Genomic DNA, 18,881 nt, shown 5'->3' with positions numbered 1-18,881 from the left:
ACTGCTGTATTTCTCTCTTCAAGGGTTCAAAAACAGAAATCAGGCTGTGCACCGAATCTCGCGCCGAGGCTCGGTGCCGGTCGAGAACCCGCCACGAAGCCGGACGGCGAACGGCCGGGCATGACACCGCCGGATGAGAACGACCCGCCCGGCGTGCGGCCGCCGGACCCGACGTTCTACGGTTGTGCCCCCAGCGCCACTTGTCGCAAACCTCTTCGGTCATGACCTCCGGGGAGTTACCGCCGGGTTTGCGACAAGCCGGCCGCTTGGACGTAGGTGGTCTGCCGCACCGGCTGAGAGGGCGTGCGATGAAGTTCCGGGTCGAACGAGACGCGCTGGCCGACGGCGTTGCCTGGGTGGCGCGCAGCCTGCCGGCACGCCCACCCGTCCCAGTGCTCGGCGGCGTCCTGCTGGAAGCCGGCTCCGGCGACAGTCCGGACCAGACGCTGACCGTGTCCGGTTTCGACTACGAGGTGTCGACCAGGGTCGACGTCGAGGCGACGGTCAACGAGGCGAGTCGCGCGCTGGTCTCCGGCCGGTTGCTCGCCGACATCACCAAGTCCCTGCCGCCGCACCCGGTCGATGTCGTGGTCGACGGCTCCCGCGCCACGATCACCTGTGGCAGCGCCCGGTTCAGCCTGCCGACCATGCCGGTCGAGGACTATCCGCGCCTACCGGAGATGCCGCAGCTCGCCGGATCGGTCCGGCCGGACGTGTTCGCCCAGGCGGTCACCCAGGTGGCGATCGCGGCGGGCAAGGACGACACCCTGCCGATGCTCACCGGTATCCGCCTGGAGATCGACGGCAGGAAACTGACCATGGCCGCCACCGACCGGTTCCGGTTGGCGGTGCGCGAGCTGGAATGGGAACCGGGCGACGCCGAGATCAACACCGCGGTCCTGGTCCCGGCCCGGACCCTGGCCGAAGCGGCGAAGACGCTCACCGGCAAGGAAGCGGTGCAGATCGCGCTCGCCGACCGTGACGGCATGCTCGGTCTGTCCGGCAACGGCCGGCAGTCCACGACACGACTGCTGGACGCCGAGTTCCCCAAGTACCGCCAGCTGCTGCCGGCCGAACACAGCTCGGCGGCGATCATCGAGATCGCGCCGCTGATCGAAGCGATCAAGCGTGTGTCGCTCGTCGCGGACCGCGCCGCGCAGGTACGGATGGAATTCACCGAAGGTTCACTGCGGCTGTCCGCCGGCGGCGACGACGAGGGCAGCGCCGAGGAGCAGCTCGTCGCCGAGCTCGACGGCGACCCGCTGACCATTGCGTTCAACCCCGGTTACCTGCTCGACGGGCTCAACTCGCTGCACAGCGAGCGCGCGCACCTGGCGTTCACCACGCCGAACCGGCCCGCGCTCGCCCGCCCCGTCGCGGCCGACGCGAGCGCACCGAGCACCGGTGACGGACCCGCCGGCACCGTTCCCGGATATCTGCACCTGCTGATGCCGGTACGGTTGCCGGGGTAGCACTCACTGCCGTGACGGCACGGAATTCGACCGTGCCTCGGGTGGTCGGCGGGTTTTCCTTCTCAAGGGGTGACGGATGCAGCTCGGACTGGTCGGACTCGGTCGGATGGGTGGCAACATGGCCGAGCGGATTCGCGCCGCCGGCCACGAGGTCATCGGTTTCGATCCACACTCGGACGCGGCGAACGTCAAGTCACTCGAGGAACTCGTGTCCTCGCTGTCGGCGCCGCGCACCGTCTGGGTCATGGTTCCGGCAGGCGACCCGACCCGGGACACCGTCGCCAAGCTCGCCGACCTGCTCGACGAGGGCGACCTGGTGATCGACGGTGGCAACTCGAAGTTCACCGACGACAAACTCAACGCCGAGCTGCTCGGCAAGAAGTCCGTGCACTACGTCGACTGCGGTGTGTCCGGCGGGGTGTGGGGCCGTGAGGTCGGCTACGGACTGATGGCGGGCGGCGCGGCCGAGGACATCGAGCGGGCCATGCCGATCTTCGACGCGTTGCGTCCGGAAGGTCCGCGCGAGGAAGGTTTCGCGCACGCCGGTCCGGTCGGCGCGGGGCACTACTCGAAGATGGTGCACAACGGCATCGAGTACGGCCTCATGCAGGCCTACGCCGAGGGCTACGAACTGCTGGACGCCGCCGAACTCGTCACCGACGTCCCCGCCGTGATCAAGGCGTGGTCGCGCGGCACCGTCGTCCGCTCCTGGCTGCTCGACCTGCTGGTCCTTGCCCTGGAGCAGGACCCGGGACTGTCCGAACTCGCTGGGTACGTCGACGACTCCGGCGAAGGCCGGTGGACCGTCGAGGAAGCCATCAACAACCGGGTCGCCGCCCCGGTCATCTCGGCAGCCCTGTTCGCCCGGTTCGTGTCCCGGCAGGACCAGTCGCCCGCGATGAAGGCGGTCGCGGCCCTGCGCCAGCAGTTCGGCGGCCACGCCGTGCACCAGGCAGGCCCGACCTCCGGTACCGGCTCGGTGAGTTAAGTGCGCCGTGAGTGGCGAGTGGTCCTATAGCGCCACTCGCCACTCACGACCAAAAAGCGGTCGAGAGTGGCGAGGAGGTGCTACGCCTACGGCGCCGCTTCGCGGTAGAACCACTCGCCACTCACGGGGATGTGGGTTATGTATCTGAGTCGGCTGGCCGTGACCGATTTTCGGTCGTGGGAGAGTGCTGAGCTGCAACTTGGGCCTGGGGTCTCGGTGTTGGTAGGGCCCAACGGGGTCGGTAAGACGAACCTTGTCGAAGCGATCGGGTACCTGGCCACGTTCGGGTCGCATCGGGTCGCCACCGATGCGCCGCTGATTCGGCGGGGAGCCTCGAACGCTGTGGTGCGTGGGCTTGCGGTGCGCGGGGGGCGGGAGCTCGCCGTCGAGGTGGAGATCACCGCGGGCAAGGCGAACCGGGCGCGGGTGAACCGGGCTCCGCTGTCCCGGGCGCGTGAAGCGCTCGGGATCGTGCGCAGTGTGCTGTTCGCGCCGGAGGACCTGGCGCTGGTCCGGGGCGACCCGGGTGAGCGCCGGCGGTTCATGGACGAGCTGCTGGTGTCGCGCTGGCCCCGGTTCTCCGGTATCCGGTCCGACTACGAGCGGGTGGTCCGGCAGCGCTCGGCGCTGCTCAAGACCGCGCGCGCGGCGGGAGACCTGCGCACGCTCGACGTGTGGGACGGGCACCTCGCCCGGCACGGTGCCGCGTTGCTGACCGGCCGGCTACGGCTGGTCGCCGAGCTCGGCGCGCCGGTCCGGGAGGCGTACGCCGACGTCGCACCCGAGTCCGCGCCCATCGAGCTGCGCTATCGATGCAGCGTTCCGGAGATGTCCGAGACCGACGCCGTCGACACCGACGCCGCCGAATTGGAGAAGACCCTCGAACTGGCGTTGCTCGACGAGATGGCGAAGATGCGCCGCCAGGAGGTCGACCGCGGCGTGTGCCTCGTCGGTCCGCACCGCGACGACCTGGAGCTGCGGCTCGGCGAAGGTCCGGCGAAAGGCTACGCCAGCCACGGCGAGTCCTGGTCGTTCGCACTGGCGCTGCGCCTCGGCTCCTTCGAGCTGCTGCGCTCCGACCCCGGCGACGTGACCGGGCTGTCATCCGATCCGATCCTCATCCTGGACGACGTGTTCGCCGAACTCGACGTCCGGCGCCGCCGAGCGCTCGCCGAACGGGCCCAGCACGCCGAACAGGTCCTGGTGACTGCCGCGGTGCCCGACGACGTGCCGGAAAAACTGCGCGGCGCCCGGTTCGACGTGACGTCCGGCCAGGTGAGCGGGCCGAATTGACCCGGCCCGACAATGAACGCGGAGGTGTGGACAACGCTGTGGATACTGTGGATAACTCCGGTTCCGTTGGGGACGCCGCTGGTCAGAGACCGCCCGCCGCGGGTCAGCGACCACTCGACCCGGACGGATTGGCGAAAACTGTCCTCAACCCTGGGGATAAGCAAGATCCGCCGCTGAGCGAGCCCGCTTCCCGGGACGGACAACCCCTCACTGGCTCCGACCTGGCCCGGGACGCACTTCGAGCCGCGCAGCAAGCGGCAGCCGCCCGCGGCCGCGCGCCGGGACAGGGCACGAAGCCCGGCCGCGCCAAACGCGGAGCGGTCAGGGGACGGCGGCGGCGCAGCTGGTCCGGGGCCGGGCCGGACGACCGCGACCCGCAGCCGTTCGGACGGCTGATCTCCCGCACCGCGGTCAACCAGGGCTGGAACGAGCGGCTCACGTCCGCGTCGGTGTTCGGCCGGTGGGCCGAACTGGTCGGCGCCGACGTCGCCGAGCACGCGACCCCGCTGAGCCTGCGTGACGGCGAACTGACCGTCGCGGCCAGTTCCACTGCGTGGGCTACCCAGCTCCGGCTGCTGCAGCGGCAGCTGCTGGTCAAGATCGCCGCCGGGGTCGGGCCGAACGTGGTGCGGAAGATGAAGATCCAAGGTCCGAGCGCCCCCAGCTGGCGGAAAGGGCTGCGGCATGCTCCGGGGCGGGGGCCTCGAGATACGTACGGGTGAGTTGGTTGGCTTCTGCAGGTCGGGTTGTGGGCCTCTAGTGCATGGGTGAGGGTGCAGGTGTCTTGTTGGGCCTGTTCCGCGCGGAGTTTTTCTGTGACCACCCCGGCTCGCTTACGCTCGCTGGGGTACTCCCAGAAAAACAAGCCGACTTCGTCGGCCGAGCGCGCGCTTGTCGTCACCCTGAGAGCCGCCGTCCGGCTTGCGAGCCTGGTTGCGGACATTCACTACCTGGCCTTCGCCGGAACTCCTTCGGAGACTCGCGGAGCCGGCTTAGCTGTGCTCGACTCTGCGGAGCAGGTCCGTGGCAGAGCACAAGCCTTCTCAGGGCTTCCTGTGTCGACGATCGGCGTTCTGGAGCACGTTTTCTGGCGATTGGACCCGTCTGGGTCGTTAATCGGGCTTCTCCGTGCGTTCTAGGGGTGTCCTAGGCGGCGTTCTGGTCGGGGGGACCAGTAAGATGTTGGTAGGAGCGTCGCGTTGCACCCGGCATCGAAGCCATGAGTCAGTATCGGCCGCGCGACGTCCCCGGTCGCGGCGCATCCATCGCGCGACCGGTTAGACCTCAGGCAAGGAGACGTACAGGCCCGTGGCTGCCCCGAAGAAGAACGCCTACAGCGCATCGTCGATCACCGTGCTGGAGGGCCTGGAGGCCGTTCGCAAGCGGCCCGGTATGTACATCGGTTCGACCGGTGAGCGCGGCCTGCACCACATGGTGTGGGAGGTCGTGGACAACGCGGTCGACGAGGCGATGGCCGGTTATGCCTCCCGCGTGGGGGTCACCCTGCTCGCCGACGGCGGTGTGAAGGTGTCCGACGACGGTCGAGGCATCCCGGTCGGAATGCACCCGACGGAGAAGGTCCCGGCCGTCGAGCTGGTCATGACGCGGTTGCACGCGGGCGGCAAGTTCGACGACAAGTCGTACGCGGTGTCCGGTGGTCTGCACGGCGTCGGCGTCAGCGTGGTGAACGCGCTGTCGGTCGCGCTCGACGTGGAGATCCACACCGAGGGCACCGTGTGGCGCCAGCACTACGACCGCTCGGTGCCCAACCAGCTCCGCAAGGGCGAGGCCACCAAGGCCAGCGGCACCACGATCACCTTCTGGGCCGACGACCAGATCTTCGAGACCACCACCTACAACATCGAGACGGTCTCCCGGCGGCTGCAGGAGATGGCGTTCCTGAACAAGGGACTGACCATCGTGCTGCGCGACGAGCGCAACGGGCACTCGGACGAAGAGAACGCCGCGCAGGAAGAGCCCGACGCCGAGGGTTACGTGGCGAAGGTCAAGGAGCAGGTCTTCCACTACCCGGGTGGGCTCGAGGACTACGTCGCGCACATCAACAAGAGCCGCGACGCGATCCACAAGAAGATCGTCTCGTTCCAGGCCGCCGGCGAGGAGCACCAGCTCGAGGTGGCGATGCAGTGGAACTCCAGCTACAGCGAGTCGGTGCACACGTTCGCCAACACGATCAACACGCACGAGGGCGGCACCCACGAGGAGGGCTTCCGTGCGGCGCTGACCAGCACGGTCAACCGGTACGCGCGGGACAAGAAGCTCATCAAGGACAAGGACCCGGCGCTGACCGGCGACGACATCCGCGAGGGGCTCGCCGCCGTGGTGAGCGTCAAGGTCAAGGAGCCCCAGTTCGAGGGCCAGACCAAGACGAAGCTGGGCAACACCGAGGTCAAGTCGTTCGTGCAGCGAGTGTGCAACGAGTGGCTGGCCGACTGGTTCGACCGCAACCCGACCGAGGCCAAGACCATCATCAACAAGGCGGTCTCCTCGGCGCAGGCCCGGCTGGCCGCCCGCAAGGCGCGTGAGCTGGTCCGGCGCAAGTCGGCAGGCGACATCGGCGGGCTGCCGGGCAAGCTGGCCGACTGCCGCTCGACCGACCCGATCCGCTCCGAGGTCTACATCGTGGAGGGCGACTCGGCCGGCGGTTCGGCCAAGTCCGGCCGTGACTCGATGTTCCAGGCCATCCTGCCGATCCGCGGCAAGATCATCAACGTGGAGAAGGCCCGCATCGACCGGGTGCTGAAGAACACCGAGGTCCAGGCCATCATCACCGCGCTGGGCACCGGTATCCACGACGAGTTCGACCTGTCGAAGCTGCGCTACCACAAGATCGTGCTGATGGCCGACGCCGATGTCGACGGCCAGCACATTCGCACGCTGCTGCTGACCCTGCTGTTCCGGTTCATGCGTCCGCTGGTCGAACACGGTCACGTGTTCCTCGCCATGCCGCCGCTGTACAAGCTCAAGTGGGGTGGCCGGGGCGCCGAGCCGGAGTTCGCCTACTCCGACCGCGAGCGCGACGGACTGATCACCGCCGGCCGCGCGGCCGGCAAGAAGCTGCCCAAGGAAGGCGGCGTGCAGCGCTACAAGGGTCTCGGCGAGATGAACGCCAAGGAACTGTGGGAGACCACGATGGACCCGGCGGTACGGCTGCTGCAGCGGATCACCCTGGACGACGCGGCGACCGCCGACGAGCTGTTCTCGATCCTCATGGGCGAGGACGTCGAGTCGCGCCGTTCGTTCATCACCCGCAACGCGAAGGACGTCCGGTTCCTGGACGTCTGATCCAGCCCCTGTCGACCTCGAGATAGAAGGAACACGTGACGGACACCCTGGATCCCACGGCACCGCCGGCCGGCGGCGACGGCTCGGGCGGCGACCGGATCGAGCCGGTCGAAATCCAGCAGGAGATGCAGCGCTCCTACATCGACTACGCGATGAGTGTCATCGTCGGTCGAGCGTTGCCGCTGGTCGAGGACGGGCTCAAGCCGGTGCACCGCCGGGTGCTGTACTCGATGGGCGAGAACGGCTTCCGGCCGGACCGCGCGTACGTGAAGTGCGCACGCGTCGTCGGCGAGGTGATGGGTAACTACCACCCGCACGGCGACAGCTCGATCTACGACGCACTCGTGCGGCTGGCCCAGCCGTGGTCGATGCGGTATCCGCTGATCGACGGCCAGGGCAACTTCGGTTCGCCCGGCAACGACCCGGCCGCCGCGATGCGCTACACCGAGTGCCGCCTGTCGCCGCTGGCGATGGCGATGCTGCAGGACATCGACGAGGAAACCGTCGACTTCGCCGACAACTACGACGGCAAGACGCAAGAACCGCTGGTACTGCCGTCCCGGGTGCCGAACCTGCTGATCAACGGCAGCTCCGGCATCGCCGTCGGTATGGCGACCAACATCCCGCCGCACAACCTGCGCGAGGTCGGCGCGGGCGTGGTGTGGTCGCTGGACAACCCGGACGCCTCCGACGACGAGCTGCTGACCGCTCTCATGGAGCAGATCAAGGGCCCGGACTTCCCGACCGCGGGTCTGATCGTCGGCCGCTCCGGCATCGAGCAGGCCTACCGCACCGGGCGCGGCTCGGTGCGGATGCGCTCGGTCGTCGAGGTCGAGGAGGACGCCAAGGGCCGTACGATCCTGGTCGTCACCGAGCTGCCCTACCAGGTCAACCCGGACAACCTGATCGAATCGATCGCCGGGCTGGTCCGCGACCAGAAGCTCGCCGGCATCTCCGAGATCAACGACGAGTCCTCCGACCGCATCGGGCGGCGCATCGTGATCACGCTCAAGCGTGACGCGGTCGCCAAGGTCGTGCTGAACAACCTGTACAAGCACACCCAGCTGCAGTACAGCTTCGGCGTCAACATGCTGTCCATCGTCGACGGGGTGCCGCGCACGCTGCGCCTCGACCAGATGATCAAGCACTACGTCCGGCACCAGATCGAGGTCATCGTCCGGCGGACCCGCTACCGGCTGCGCAAGGCCGAGGAGCGCGCGCACATCTTGCGTGGTCTGGTCAAGGCGCTGGATGCGTTGGACGAGGTCATCGCGCTGATCCGGCGCTCGCCCTCGGCCGACGAGGCGCGTCCGGGCCTGATGGAACTGCTGGACATCGACGACATCCAGGCGACCGCGATCCTGGACATGCAGCTGCGCCGGCTCGCCGCGCTGGAGCGGCAGAAGATCATCGAAGAGCTCGCCGAGCTCGAGCTCCTGATCGCCGACTACAACGACATCCTGGTCCGCCCGGAGCGGCAGCGCGCGATCGTCCGCGAAGAGCTCATCGAGATCGTCGAGAAGCACGGCGACGAGCGGCGCACCCGCATCATCGCCGACGACGGCGAGGTCACCGACGAAGACCTGATCGCCGTCGAGGACGTCGTCGTCACGATCACCCAGACCGGCTACGCGAAGCGCACCAAGACCGACCTGTATCGCGCGCAGAAGCGTGGCGGCAAGGGCGTGCAGGGCGCGACGCTCAAGCAGGACGACATCGTCGCGCACTTCTTCGTCTGCTCCACGCACGACTGGATGCTGTTCTTCACCAACAAGGGCCGGGTCTACCGGCTCAAGGCCTACGAGCTGCCCGAGGCGAACCGCAGCGCGCGGGGCCAGCACGTGGCGAACCTGCTGGCGTTCCAGCCTGACGAGCAGATCGCCCAGGTCATGCAGATCAAGGACTACCAGGCGGCGCCGTACCTGGTCGTGGCGACCAAGACCGGTCTGGTGAAGAAGTCCAAGCTCGAGGACTTCGACTCCAACCGCTCCGGTGGCCTGATCGGCGTCAACCTGCGCGACGACGACGAGCTGGTCGGCGCCGTGCTGTGCGGGCCGGACGACGACCTGCTGCTGGTGTCCGCCGAAGGCCAGTCGATCCGCTTCCAGGCCAACGACGAGGCGCTGCGGCCGATGGGTCGCGCCACGTCCGGTGTGTTCGGGATGCGGTTCAACGGCGAGGACCGCCTGCTGTCGCTCGGCGTGGTCCGGGCCGACACGTTCGTCCTGGTCGCCACCGCCGGTGGTTACGCCAAGCGGACGCCGATCGAGGACTACCCGGTCCAGGGTCGCGGCGGCAAGGGTGTGTTGACCCTCCAGTACGACCGTCGGCGTGGCACGCTGGTGGGCGCTCTCATCGTGGACGTCGGTGACGAGATCTTCGCCATCACCTCCAGCGGAGGCGTCATCCGTACCTCGGCGCGCGAGGTGCGCAAGGCCGGCCGCCAGACCAAGGGCGTGCGGCTGATGAACCTCGGTGAGGGTGCGACGCTGCTGGCCATCGCCCGCAACGCCGAGGAACTGACCGAACCGGACGGTGACACACCGGCCAAGGCGTGACCACACGCTGATCCCGGCTAGTGTCGTCGGGTGGGTGGCCTCACGGCTGCCCACCCGACACCTGTCTGTACCGAGCACTGAGGGGACGCGAGGCAGCTCGTGACCAAGTCGACCGATCCGCCGACGCCGGCGCAGGAGCCCGCGGAGCCAACCCAGCGGGCACCGAAACGACCGTCGCCGACGCCGCGTTCGGTCCCCGCCGCAGGTGAGGAGCCCGCGGCCGCGAGTGCACGCAACGGTGTCGCGCCGTCGCCAGCCGCTCCGAGCACTGAACCCGCCGCCGGGACGGAGCCGGCCGAGGAGGCGGTGTCGAGCGCGGCGGAGGCACCGACGGCACAGGTCCCGGTGTCCGAGATCGCCGAGGACAGCGCGGCGGAACCGGCAGCGACGCCACCGGTGACTGAGAACGGCTCAGCCGCGCCGAGCCCGAACGGCACGCCGGTCGAGGCCAAGGACAGCGCCGATACCGCTCACGGTGACCAGGCCGCCACCCTGCCGCCGCCGTGGCAGCGGGTTCCCGCCTCCGCGTCGACGACCGGGCGGGAAGCGGTCGGCGGAGCCGCCACCGCGCAGTCCGGTGCCGCCGCGGCGGTCACCAGGAACACGACGGGCGCCAGCTCGGTCGCCACCGAGGACACCGGTGTTCCACGTGAAACCAGGAACAACCTGGCGGACGCGCGCACCGACTACCTGAAGGCACCGCCAGCCGACCCGCCGACCACCCAGATGCGGCTGCCGCTGTCCACCCCGGACTCCGGCGACAGTGAAGGCGGCAGTGGCGGCGGTGTGCCCGGCGGCTTCCCGATGAGCTGGCCGCGCAACCGCAGGCCCCGCCAGGCCGCACTGCAGCTCAAACGGCTCGACCCATGGTCAGTGCTGAAGATCGCACTGGTGCTCGCGGTCGTGCTCTACCTGGTGTGGCTCGTCGCCATCGGCGTCCTGTACGGCGTGCTCGACGGCATCGGCGTGTGGGACCGGCTCAACGGCCAGTACGCCGACCTGGTCGCCGAACAGTCCGGAGAACGCCTGATCAGCGCGGGCAGGGTGTTCGGTGTCGCCGCCGTCATCGGCGCGGTGAACAGCCTGCTCGTCGCCGTGGCGATGTCCGTCGGAGCGTTCGTCTACAACGTCGCCGCCGACCTGGTCGGCGGCGTCGAGGTCACCTTGTCCGAGCGGGACTGACCGACCCGGTTGCAAGGCGTCACGAGGCTTCGGCTAGTCTTCAGTCACCTCGTTCGCGGGCCTATAGCTCAGTTGGTTAGAGCGCGTCACTGATAATGACGAGGTCGGTGGTTCAAGTCCACCTAGGCCCACTCCCATCATCGTCGAGGATTTAGGGATCACATGAAGAAGAAGCTGCTGGTTCTCGTCGCCGTCGTCGGTGCCGCGCTGTTCGTCTTCAACAAGGCCAAGTCTCGCAACGACGACGACCTGTGGCAGCAGGCCACCAACGGCTGACAGCCTGCCCCACCCGCACTTCTCGAGCGGGGACCCGCTTGTCTTGAGAGAGAACAAGCCCCGCTCGACACGGGGACGTAGCTCAATTGGCAGAGCACTGCCTTTGCAAGGCAGGGGTTAGGGGTTCGATTCCCCTCGTCTCCACTCGAATGGCCGAGCCATGCTCGCGGAGCGCGCGAGCCGGGTTCGAGTGGTCATAATTCCGGGGGGCCGAGCCCCCCGAGACCCCCCACGGTGCGTTCGCTCTTGACCCAGCGTGGGTCGCTCGGCTTCGCCTTTGCTTGCTTTAGTGCTTCTCGCCTTCGGCTTCGTTGCTCGCCTTCGGCATCGTTTGCTCGCCTTCGGCATCGTGCGTCTTCGGCTTCGTGCTTGTCTTTGTCTTTGTCTTTGTCTTTGTCTTCAGGCTGGTTGGAAGGTTGCTTCCTTTATTCGTAGGGCGTTCAGGCGGGTTGTGCGGACGGCTTCCGGGTTTTTTGATCTGTAGGCGGTCAGCAGGTCTTCGCACTCGTTCATGACGTTGTGGATGTAGGGAAGCGTTGGGGGGCCGCCGCGCTTCGCTGCGCACAGGTTCGTGCAGTCCTGCCAGACCGGCAGCAGAATTTGGATGTCCCACCAGTTCAAGACCGGGCGCAGCAGACCGAAGTGGAACGCGTAGTACGCCTCGGGCAGCCGTGGCCCGTGATCGATGAACGTCGAGACCAGGTCGGCCGCCGTGTCCAGCTGGTCATCAGTGATCGCCAGGCAGGCCTCCGCCGAGAGCGCCGGCTCGATGAACTTCCTCGGCCGGTACAGCTCAAAAGCGCGCGCCGAGGGGGAATGAACGTCCTCGGGATTGACCGGCCTGTCCGGCGAAGTGTCGATCAGCTTCAAGTTGGCTCTGGTCATCCTCCATCCGTACCCCACGAACCCAGTTCGATATACAGTCACACAGCATATTTGTTGCGCCAAACAGTCACCGTCTACGTTGCGCCGCGCGGGCGTCCGCCATCGCCTCCGCCGAGGAGATCGTCGCGGCTCTGCGCGGCTGACCCTGGCACCATAGGACTGTGGACGTCCGGACGGAGTTCGTCGTGGGGGCGGGCTACGCGGTGTACCGAGGGCCCACCACCGACTGCTCGGTGCACGCTCACGGTGCTTTCCAGATCGCCGTCGCCGTGCGGGACGCGGTCGCGATGAAGGACTCGTCGGGGCACACCCGTTCGGCGTCGGCCCTGGTCGTCCGGCCCATGGCCCGGCACCGGCTGCTCGCCACCGACGAGCTGGTCACGTTCTTCGTCGAGCCGCAGTGCGTGTTCGCCGACCGGCTGCGCGAGTGCTGTTCCGGTGACATCACCGCTGCTCCCGAGCTGGCCGGTCTGCGCGCCACGGACATCGGACAGGGAGGTGCGCGGTCCTCCACCGCACTCGACCCCCGCCTGCTGGACGCGCTGACCATGCTGCGGGAGCGGACTGTCCCCATGCCGCTGCTCGCCGCCTCCGTCGGGCTCTCGCCGCAGCGGCTCCGGGCCCTTGCGCGGGAACAGGTGGGGATGCCCCTGCCCCGGTGGCGCATGTGGTCCCGGCTCCGGCGGGCCGCCGAGGCACTACAGGACGGTCATCCGCTCGCCGAGGCGGCGGTCACCGCGGGGTTCGCCGACCAGGCCCACCTCACCCGGCTGATGCGGGACATGATGGGCCTGACGCCGTCGGCCGTGCTGCCGGCTCTGCGCGGTCAGTCCTTGCGGGCGACGTAGACCGAGATCGAACCGGACACCGTCGCCACGACCTCGGCCTCCCGCACGTTCCGGAAACCGGCCTCCGAGATCAGCGCAGGGAGCCTGCCGTCGGCGTTGGGCCGGGTGTCCTCCCGGCCGTCCGCCAGCTGGACGATCAGGAACGCCAGGCGCATCAACGGCGTCCGCTGGTGGCCGTAGTCGGCGATCACCAGCTTCCCGCCGGGGCGCAGCACCGCCCACATCGACGCGAGCAGCCGCTGTTTCACCTCGATCGGGCACTGGTGCAGGACGAGGCTGGACACGACGGTGTCCGCCGACCCCGGGCCCAGCAACGCCGGCAGTGCATCACCCATGCCGGGCTGCCAGCGCACCGTCGCGCCGGAGGCCTTGTGTCCTGCCACTGCCAGCACCTCGGGATCGGGGTCCACCCCCACCAGACGTGCCCTCGGCTCCACCCGGGCCAGCAACAACGCCAGTGAACCCGTTCCGCACCCCACGTCGACGATCACGTCGTCCGGCCGGGGTGCCACGTACAGGGCGGCGAGCGAGCGCCACAGCCGCTCCCGGGTCAACGCGACCACCCGGTCGTAGAACCTGGTGGGTGCGAAACGACCCGGGGCGGGGGTGAAGGTGTTCTCGGTCATGCCCGCAGTCTCACCGGGCGAGACGGTCCGCGTCTTGAACGAACCGCTCGCCCGGTGATCAGCTGCGCAGTGTTTCGCGTTCCCGGAACTGGTCGGGGTCGAAGTCCAGCTCGCTGTCCGGCAGTGCGGCCAGGTGGCTCGTCGCGGACGGCATCGCCACCGGTACCGGCTGCTCGTCGGCCGTGCTGACCACGGACTCCGGCTCGGTCGCCACGGGTGCCGGCGCGGGCGCGGGCTTGGCGGCACCGTTGCGCAGCAGGAACGCCAGCACGATGCCCACCCCGGTCAGTGCGGTGCAGAGCAGGAACATGTTGGCGTACGCCGTGGACGTCACATGCGACTGGAGCTGCTGGTACTGGCCCATGATCTGGGCCTGGTCGAGCGTGCCCGTGTCCTTGATCAGCGCGCCTCGGTCGGAGAGCAGCTGGGCGAGCGTGCTGGTGGTGAACACACTCATCGCGGCGAGCCCGAGCGAACCGGACAGCTCCTGCATGATGCTGTTGAGCTGGCTGCCGGCGTTGGCGTACTGCGGCGGGATCGCGTTCAGACCCGCCGTGAAGATCGGCATCATCGCCAGTGCGGTGCCCAGTGCCCGGATGGCGGTCCACCACATGATCTGGGTGGTCGTCGTGTCCGGAGTGATGAGGGTCAGCAGGTAGGTGCCGTACGCCGCGAGGCTCAGCCCGACCACGGCGGGCACCCGTGGGCCGAACTTGTCGAATATCTTGCCGGAGATCGGCATGATCACCATCATCGCGAGCGCCTGGGGCAACAGCACCAGACCTGCTTCCAGCGGTTGCAGACCGCGTACCTGCTGGACGAACAGGGTCAGGAAGAACATCACCGCCTGCATGCTGACCATCACACACATGATCAGCAGCAGCGACACCGTGTACGGGAACGTCTTGAGCACCCGCAGGTTGATCAGCGGTTCGTCCTTCTCGAACTGGATCACCACGAACAGCGCGAGGCACAGCACGCTCGCGGTGGCCAGGATGAGCGTCTTGTAGGACGTCCAGTGCCAGGTCGGGCCCTCGTGGATCACCAGCAGCAGGCCGAACAGGCCGGCGGCGGCGGTGAGCCAGCCGAGGAAGTCGAACTTCTTGTCCGGCACACCGGCGAGCTTGGGCAGCTTCACCATGCAGATCAGCGCGCCGATGACACCGAAAGGCACGTTGATGAAGAAGATCAGGTGCCAGCTGGTCTGGTCGAGCAGCCAGCCACCGAGTGTCGGGCCGAGGGCCGGGCCGGTGACGACACCGAGGCCGAAGATGCCCATCGCGCTTCCCAGCTGGGCCTTCGGCACGATCCGGAAGATGATCACCATGGTGATCATCGGGATGACGCCGCCGGGGATCGCCTGGATCACCCGGAAGACGATCATGCTGCTCAGGTCCCACGCCATGCCGCACAGCGCGGAACCGAGTGCGAACGCGAACAGGCCGTAGGTGAACAGCCTGGTCGGGCCGAGCTTGTCGGCGAGCCAGCCGCTGGCGGGTGCGATCACGCCGAGGGTCAGCGAGTAGATCGTGGTGACCCACTCGATGTCGTCGGTCGCCGCGCCGAACTCGTTGCCCAGCGTGGGGATCGCGATGTTGACGATCGTCATGTCCAGCACGGCCATGAACTGGCCGACGGTCAGCACGATGAGGGGCAGCATCCAGTTCTGGATGGCGTCGGGACTTTCCCCTCCGCCCGCATCGGGTGGCGGCGCACCTGACATGGTTGATTCTCCCCTCACCTTTCGGTTCCCTGTCGACGGTACAGAAAGGTGAGGCGATAGAAAAAGTAATCTGGTGAAGTGAGAGCTGAACGACGAGATCTGCACCGTTTGCTGCGCTGATTCGGTGACCTGGGTCTCGTTCCGACGCGCGTTCGGTCACCGGGACACTGATGCCATGGTCGCCGAGACTCGTACGCCCCGTGAGCGATGGATCGAGCAGGGGTTGACCGCGCTCGCCGCCGGTGGTCCGGACGCGGTGCGGATCGAAGCGCTGGCGAAGGCGCTCGGCGTGACCAAGGGCGGGTTCTACGGATACTTCGCCGACCGCGGCGCGCTACTGACCGAGATGCTCGACGCGTGGGAGCGGGAAAGTACCGACGCGGTCATCGAGCGGGTCGAGCGTGACGGGGGTGACGCGCGTTCCCGGTTGGACAGAGCGGGTCTGCTGACCTTCAGTCACCGGTTGATACCGGTCGACCTGGCGGTTCGGGACTGGGCGCGGCGGGATGCGGACGTCGCGGAGCGGCTGCGGCGGGTGGACAACCGGCGGATGGACTACCTGCGTGCGTTGTTCGGTGAGTTCTGCTCCGATCCGGACGAGGTCGAGGCACGCAGCATGCTCGCCTTCTCGCTGCTGATCGGCAACCACTTCATGGCCGCCGACCACGGCGCGCGCACGCGTGACGAGGTCGTCGGCCTCGCGGCGGCCTTCCTTAAGACCTGACCGTCTCAGGACCTGACCGTCTCAGGACCTGACAGCACGCCAGTTCTCGCCGATCGTCCTGATCAGCGCGGGGTACACGATCGCGTACCGGAACGGTGCGATCGCGGCCATGTACACCCTGCCCAGCAGCCCGTTCGGGCTGACCAGGATGGCCAGCTGGCCGCGGAAGCCGCCCGAGGAGTCCGGGACCCACCCGAGATGCACCACCCCGTGCATCGTCTTGTTCGCGACCTCCGCCGCCCACTCGTTCTCCAGCAGGTACAGCGGAACGAACGGCAGGTCGTCGACAGTCGGCCCGGTCGGGGCGTCGCGCAGGTCGTCGGGCAGCCGGTCGCGCAGCGTCGGCACCCGGGAGCTCAGGCCGGTGCTCGGTTCGTCCCAGCGCAGCAGTGTCCCGAGTACCCGGCGAGCCGCGAAGAGCAGGCGGGAGAGGCCGGACGACCAGCTGCTCGAGGAGAACTGGCGGACCAGCTCGGGGAAGTCGTCCGGACCGCCGGGCGTGGGCAGCTCCCAGACGTCCTCGAGCCGGAAGTCGCGCGTGAGCTCGTGGATTCGCCACGGCCGTGACGTGTGCGCGGTGTTCGGAAGCTTCATCGGACCGACCGACCCATCTATACGGGTACGTATAGATGGATGTTAGCACCGCAGCAGGGTCAGTGCCGCCACCCGAGCGGAGCTCACCGCGGTGGGTTCCTCGGCCATCGTGTGGCCCACGATCGCGCCTTCGTGCAGCGCCAGCAGCTGCACCGCGCGGGTCTCGGCTCCCGCGACGCCCGCCTCGGCGAGCAGGTCGCGGAACAGGGCCAACAGCCACTTCTTCTCACCGGTGACCAGCTCGCGGCCGGGGTGGTCGGCGTCCGGCAGCTCGGCGAACGCGTTGATGAAGCTGCACCCCCGGTTGCTGGCCGGTAGCCACCGCGGCAGGACGTCGAACGGCGCGAGCACCCGCTCGACCGGGTCGGTCAGCTCGTCGAGGCGGTCGGCGATGAGGCCGCGCCAGTGCCGGTCCCGGGTCTCCAGGTAGGCCATGAGCAGGCCGTCCTTCGAGCCGAACCGGTTGTACAGGGTGCGTTTCGTGACCCCGGACTCGGCGGCGATCGTGTCGACCCCGACCGCGTGGATGCCGCGTTCGTAGAACAGCTCCGAAGCGACCTCGAGGATGCGGGCCGCGCCCGGCGTCAGTTCGCCTTTCTTCACAGACCTGTGTACCTTTCGGTCGGAGAGATTCACAGATCAGTGTAGGAGGCTGCGTGGAGTGGCGGCTGGGCGGCGCGGGAATCGCCATGATCGGGGTGTCCTACGGGTTCGCCCGGTACGGGTACGGGCTGTTCGAACCGCACATCCGCGCCGAGCTCGGCCTGTCCGTCGGCGCGTCCGGGATGGTCGCCAGCGGTGCCTACCTCGGGTACGTGCTGGCCCTGACCGCGGTGGGCCTGCTCGCCGACCGGCTCGGACCACGGCGTCTGATCATCGCGGCGGGACTGTCCGCCGCCGCGGGGACGAGCGTCGTGGCACTCGCCGACCGACCGGTGTTCCTGTTCGCCGGGCTGGTGGTGGCCGGTGCCAGCTCCGGCTTCGCGTGGGCGCCCTACTCGGATGCCATCGACCAGCTCATCACCCCGGATCGGCGCATGTGGCTGCTGGCGGCCATCCCGAGTGGCACCGCATTCGGGATCACCGTCGCCGGAGCACTCGCCCTGTCCGACAGCCGGTGGCGCTCGGCGTGGCTGGTGTTCAGCGCGGTCGCGGTGCTGGTCACCGGGTACAACGCACGGTTGTTGCGCGGGACGCGGCCGATCCGGCGCGCGGGCCGGCCCGGCGTCGGGCTGCTCCGTCGGCCGGGCACGCCGGCCCTCTACTGCACGGCGCTGTCCTACGGGATGGTCGGCGCCGTGTACTGGACCTTTGCGCTGGCGGCGGTCTCCGGGGCAGCCGGACCGGTCGCCGGATCGGTGTTCTGGATGGTCATCGGCGTCTCCGGGACCTCTGCGGTGTTCACCGGCTGGGTGCTGGCACGACTCGGCCCGCGTCGAGCGCATGCGCTGTTGCTCGGCGGGCTCGCGCTCGCGGCGGCGCTGATCGCCGTCGGACCGGGCTGGTGGCCCGCGATCGGCCTGTCCGCCGTGGTCTACGGGTTCGTCTTCATGGCGATCTCCGGGCTGCTCGCGGTGTGGAGCCACCGGACGTTCCCCGATCGGCCGTCGGCCGGGTTCAGCATCACCGTGTTCCTGCTCGGTCTCGGCGCGGTACTCGGTCCGGCGCTGTTCGGGGCGCTCGCCGACCGCTGGGACCTTCGAACGGCCCTGTTGCTCGCCTCCGCCATCGCGCTGATCACGCTGGTCGCGCGGCCGTCAGGCCTTCAGCGCGACCTCGGAGGCCGCGGCGAGCCCGAACCCGACCAGTGCGCCGCCGGTGATCCGGTCCAGCCTGCGACGGATGCGCTCGGCGGAGAACCAGCCGCGCGCCCGATCGACCACCATGACGACGGTGCTCATCCACACCAGCCCGATCACCACGTGGATCGCCGCCAGCAGCAGCGTCATCGGTAGCACCGGCATGCCCGGCGGCACGAACGTCGGCAACAGTGACAGGTACAACACGCCCGCCTTCGGGTTCAGCACGTTGCTCAGCAGGCCGGCGCGGAACGCCGCCCACACCGAGCGGGGCTTCGCCGCGTCGTCCGTCACGTGAACAAGGCCTCGGTTACGCCAGGCCTGCACTCCCAACACGCACAGGTACACCGCGCCGAGGAGCCGCAGACAGTCGTACAGGATCGTGGAGACGGCCAGGAGCGCGGTGACGCCCAGCGCACTCGCCAGCGCCCACAGCAGGCAGCCGACCGCCACCCCGACCGCCGTCGCCAGCCCGTGCACCCGGCTCCCGGCGATCGAGGATCGGACCAGGACGGCGAAATCCGGGCCCGGGCTGATCGTCAGCAGCGTGGCGACCGCGGTGAACGCGAGCAGGTAGGTGAGCACGTACGCCAACGCTAATCGCCGCTCC

The 18,881-nt window shown here is 68.4% G+C and carries 16 protein-coding genes, 2 tRNA genes and 1 pseudogene; 13 read left to right on the top strand and 6 right to left on the bottom strand.

Annotated elements, in window-relative coordinates; all coding sequences use genetic code 11:
* The first annotated feature begins 308 nt into the window (after positions 1–308).
* The 10 genes from dnaN to G406_RS0141970 all read left to right on the top strand — a co-directional run bounded on the left by dnaN (position 309) and on the right by G406_RS0141970 (position 11,216).
* Positions 309–1,472, top strand: coding sequence for a DNA polymerase III subunit beta (dnaN, locus tag G406_RS0142015; protein ID WP_028938541.1), 1,164 nt, complete (start codon positions 309–311; stop codon positions 1,470–1,472).
* 76 nt (positions 1,473–1,548) lie between these two features.
* Entirely contained in the window at positions 1,549–2,460 is a 912-nt protein-coding gene (gene gnd, locus G406_RS0142010) for a phosphogluconate dehydrogenase (NAD(+)-dependent, decarboxylating) (protein ID WP_028938540.1), read from the top strand.
* 138 nt (positions 2,461–2,598) lie between these two features.
* The gene (recF, locus tag G406_RS0142005; RefSeq protein WP_028938539.1) at positions 2,599–3,753 is read left to right on the top strand and encodes a DNA replication/repair protein RecF; all 1,155 of its coding nucleotides are present in this window, start codon (positions 2,599–2,601) and stop codon (positions 3,751–3,753) included.
* A 38-nt stretch (positions 3,754–3,791) separates the two neighbouring features.
* Positions 3,792–4,475: a DciA family protein gene (locus G406_RS0142000; RefSeq protein ID WP_425414684.1), complete on the top strand. Its 684-nt coding sequence runs from the start codon at positions 3,792–3,794 to the stop codon at positions 4,473–4,475.
* 586 nt (positions 4,476–5,061) lie between these two features.
* Positions 5,062–7,056, top strand: coding sequence for a DNA topoisomerase (ATP-hydrolyzing) subunit B (gene gyrB / locus G406_RS0141995; RefSeq protein ID WP_028938537.1), 1,995 nt, complete (start codon positions 5,062–5,064; stop codon positions 7,054–7,056).
* Between the two features lie 47 nt (positions 7,057–7,103).
* The gene (gyrA, locus tag G406_RS53125; RefSeq protein WP_425414686.1) at positions 7,104–9,614 is read left to right on the top strand and encodes a DNA gyrase subunit A; all 2,511 of its coding nucleotides are present in this window, start codon (positions 7,104–7,106) and stop codon (positions 9,612–9,614) included.
* Positions 9,615–9,713: 99 nt separating this feature from the next.
* On the top strand, positions 9,714–10,796 hold the full coding sequence (locus G406_RS59595; RefSeq protein ID WP_051343395.1) for a DUF3566 domain-containing protein: 1,083 nt from the start codon (positions 9,714–9,716) through the stop codon (positions 10,794–10,796).
* A 57-nt stretch (positions 10,797–10,853) separates the two neighbouring features.
* Positions 10,854–10,927, top strand: a tRNA-Ile gene (locus G406_RS0141980).
* 31 nt (positions 10,928–10,958) lie between these two features.
* A complete protein-coding gene (locus G406_RS58640; protein ID WP_211241426.1) occupies positions 10,959–11,072 on the top strand; it encodes a DLW-39 family protein in 114 nt (37 codons plus the stop codon).
* A gap of 71 nt (positions 11,073–11,143) precedes the next feature.
* Positions 11,144–11,216, top strand: a tRNA-Ala gene (locus G406_RS0141970).
* A gap of 255 nt (positions 11,217–11,471) precedes the next feature.
* On the opposite strand, the gene G406_RS0141965 is transcribed toward G406_RS0141970, so the two are convergent.
* On the bottom strand, positions 11,472–11,957 hold the full coding sequence (locus G406_RS0141965) for a hypothetical protein (protein ID WP_028938536.1): 486 nt from the start codon (positions 11,955–11,957) through the stop codon (positions 11,472–11,474).
* Between the two features lie 161 nt (positions 11,958–12,118).
* On the opposite strand from G406_RS0141965, the gene G406_RS0141960 reads away from it, so the two are divergent.
* Positions 12,119–12,805: an AraC family transcriptional regulator gene (locus tag G406_RS0141960; protein WP_028938535.1), complete on the top strand. Its 687-nt coding sequence runs from the start codon at positions 12,119–12,121 to the stop codon at positions 12,803–12,805.
* Here G406_RS0141960 and G406_RS0141955 read toward each other — a convergent pair.
* Positions 12,784–13,431, bottom strand: a complete 648-nt coding sequence (locus G406_RS0141955; RefSeq protein WP_028938534.1) for a class I SAM-dependent methyltransferase — start codon at positions 13,429–13,431, stop codon at positions 12,784–12,786. The two genes, G406_RS0141960 and G406_RS0141955, sit on opposite strands and share 22 nt — an antisense overlap.
* 58 nt (positions 13,432–13,489) lie before the next feature.
* Positions 13,490–15,154: a DHA2 family efflux MFS transporter permease subunit gene (locus tag G406_RS53115; RefSeq protein WP_084216827.1), complete on the bottom strand. Its 1,665-nt coding sequence runs from the start codon at positions 15,152–15,154 to the stop codon at positions 13,490–13,492.
* Positions 15,155–15,329: 175 nt separating this feature from the next.
* On the opposite strand from G406_RS53115, the gene G406_RS0141945 reads away from it, so the two are divergent.
* The gene (locus tag G406_RS0141945; protein ID WP_028938533.1) at positions 15,330–15,878 is read left to right on the top strand and encodes a TetR/AcrR family transcriptional regulator; all 549 of its coding nucleotides are present in this window, start codon (positions 15,330–15,332) and stop codon (positions 15,876–15,878) included.
* A gap of 21 nt (positions 15,879–15,899) precedes the next feature.
* Here G406_RS0141945 and G406_RS0141940 read toward each other — a convergent pair whose 3' ends face one another.
* Positions 15,900–16,472 carry a DUF2867 domain-containing protein gene (locus G406_RS0141940; protein ID WP_037081246.1) on the bottom strand — a complete coding sequence of 191 codons (573 nt, stop codon included), beginning with the start codon at positions 16,470–16,472 and terminating at the stop codon, positions 15,900–15,902.
* 42 nt (positions 16,473–16,514) lie between these two features.
* Positions 16,515–17,075 carry a TetR/AcrR family transcriptional regulator gene (locus tag G406_RS0141935; protein ID WP_028938531.1) on the bottom strand — a complete coding sequence of 187 codons (561 nt, stop codon included), beginning with the start codon at positions 17,073–17,075 and terminating at the stop codon, positions 16,515–16,517.
* A gap of 53 nt (positions 17,076–17,128) precedes the next feature.
* Here G406_RS0141935 and G406_RS58635 point away from each other — a divergent pair, with 53 nt between their 5' ends.
* A complete protein-coding gene (locus G406_RS58635; RefSeq protein ID WP_064743177.1) occupies positions 17,129–18,427 on the top strand; it encodes an MFS transporter in 1,299 nt (432 codons plus the stop codon).
* On the opposite strand, the pseudogene G406_RS59245 reads toward G406_RS58635, so the two are convergent.
* Positions 18,314–18,856, bottom strand: a pseudogene (locus G406_RS59245) (LysE family translocator); the annotation flags it as partial. The gene G406_RS58635 and the pseudogene G406_RS59245 overlap by 114 nt on opposite strands.
* Between the last annotated feature and the right edge of the window lie 25 nt (positions 18,857–18,881).

This window comes from Actinospineispora spinosispora DSM 44797 (genome assembly GCF_000429025.1).
Classification (GTDB): domain Bacteria; phylum Actinomycetota; class Actinomycetes; order Mycobacteriales; family Pseudonocardiaceae; genus Pseudonocardia; species Pseudonocardia spinosispora.
This window is presented reverse-complemented; position numbering and strand designations above follow the sequence as displayed.

Coding starts and splice junctions, on each gene's coding strand:
- dnaN (WP_028938541.1), top strand. CDS start 309: ATGAAGTTCCGGGTCGAACGAGACGCGCTGGCCGACGGCGTTGCCTGG.
- gnd (WP_028938540.1), top strand. CDS start 1,549: ATGCAGCTCGGACTGGTCGGACTCGGTCGGATGGGTGGCAACATGGCC.
- recF (WP_028938539.1), top strand. CDS start 2,599: ATGTATCTGAGTCGGCTGGCCGTGACCGATTTTCGGTCGTGGGAGAGT.
- G406_RS58640 (WP_211241426.1), top strand. CDS start 10,959: ATGAAGAAGAAGCTGCTGGTTCTCGTCGCCGTCGTCGGTGCCGCGCTG.
- G406_RS0141965 (WP_028938536.1), bottom strand. CDS start 11,957: ATGACCAGAGCCAACTTGAAGCTGATCGACACTTCGCCGGACAGGCCG.
- G406_RS0141955 (WP_028938534.1), bottom strand. CDS start 13,431: ATGACCGAGAACACCTTCACCCCCGCCCCGGGTCGTTTCGCACCCACC.
- G406_RS53115 (WP_084216827.1), bottom strand. CDS start 15,154: ATGTCAGGTGCGCCGCCACCCGATGCGGGCGGAGGGGAAAGTCCCGAC.
- G406_RS0141945 (WP_028938533.1), top strand. CDS start 15,330: ATGGTCGCCGAGACTCGTACGCCCCGTGAGCGATGGATCGAGCAGGGG.
- G406_RS0141940 (WP_037081246.1), bottom strand. CDS start 16,472: ATGAAGCTTCCGAACACCGCGCACACGTCACGGCCGTGGCGAATCCAC.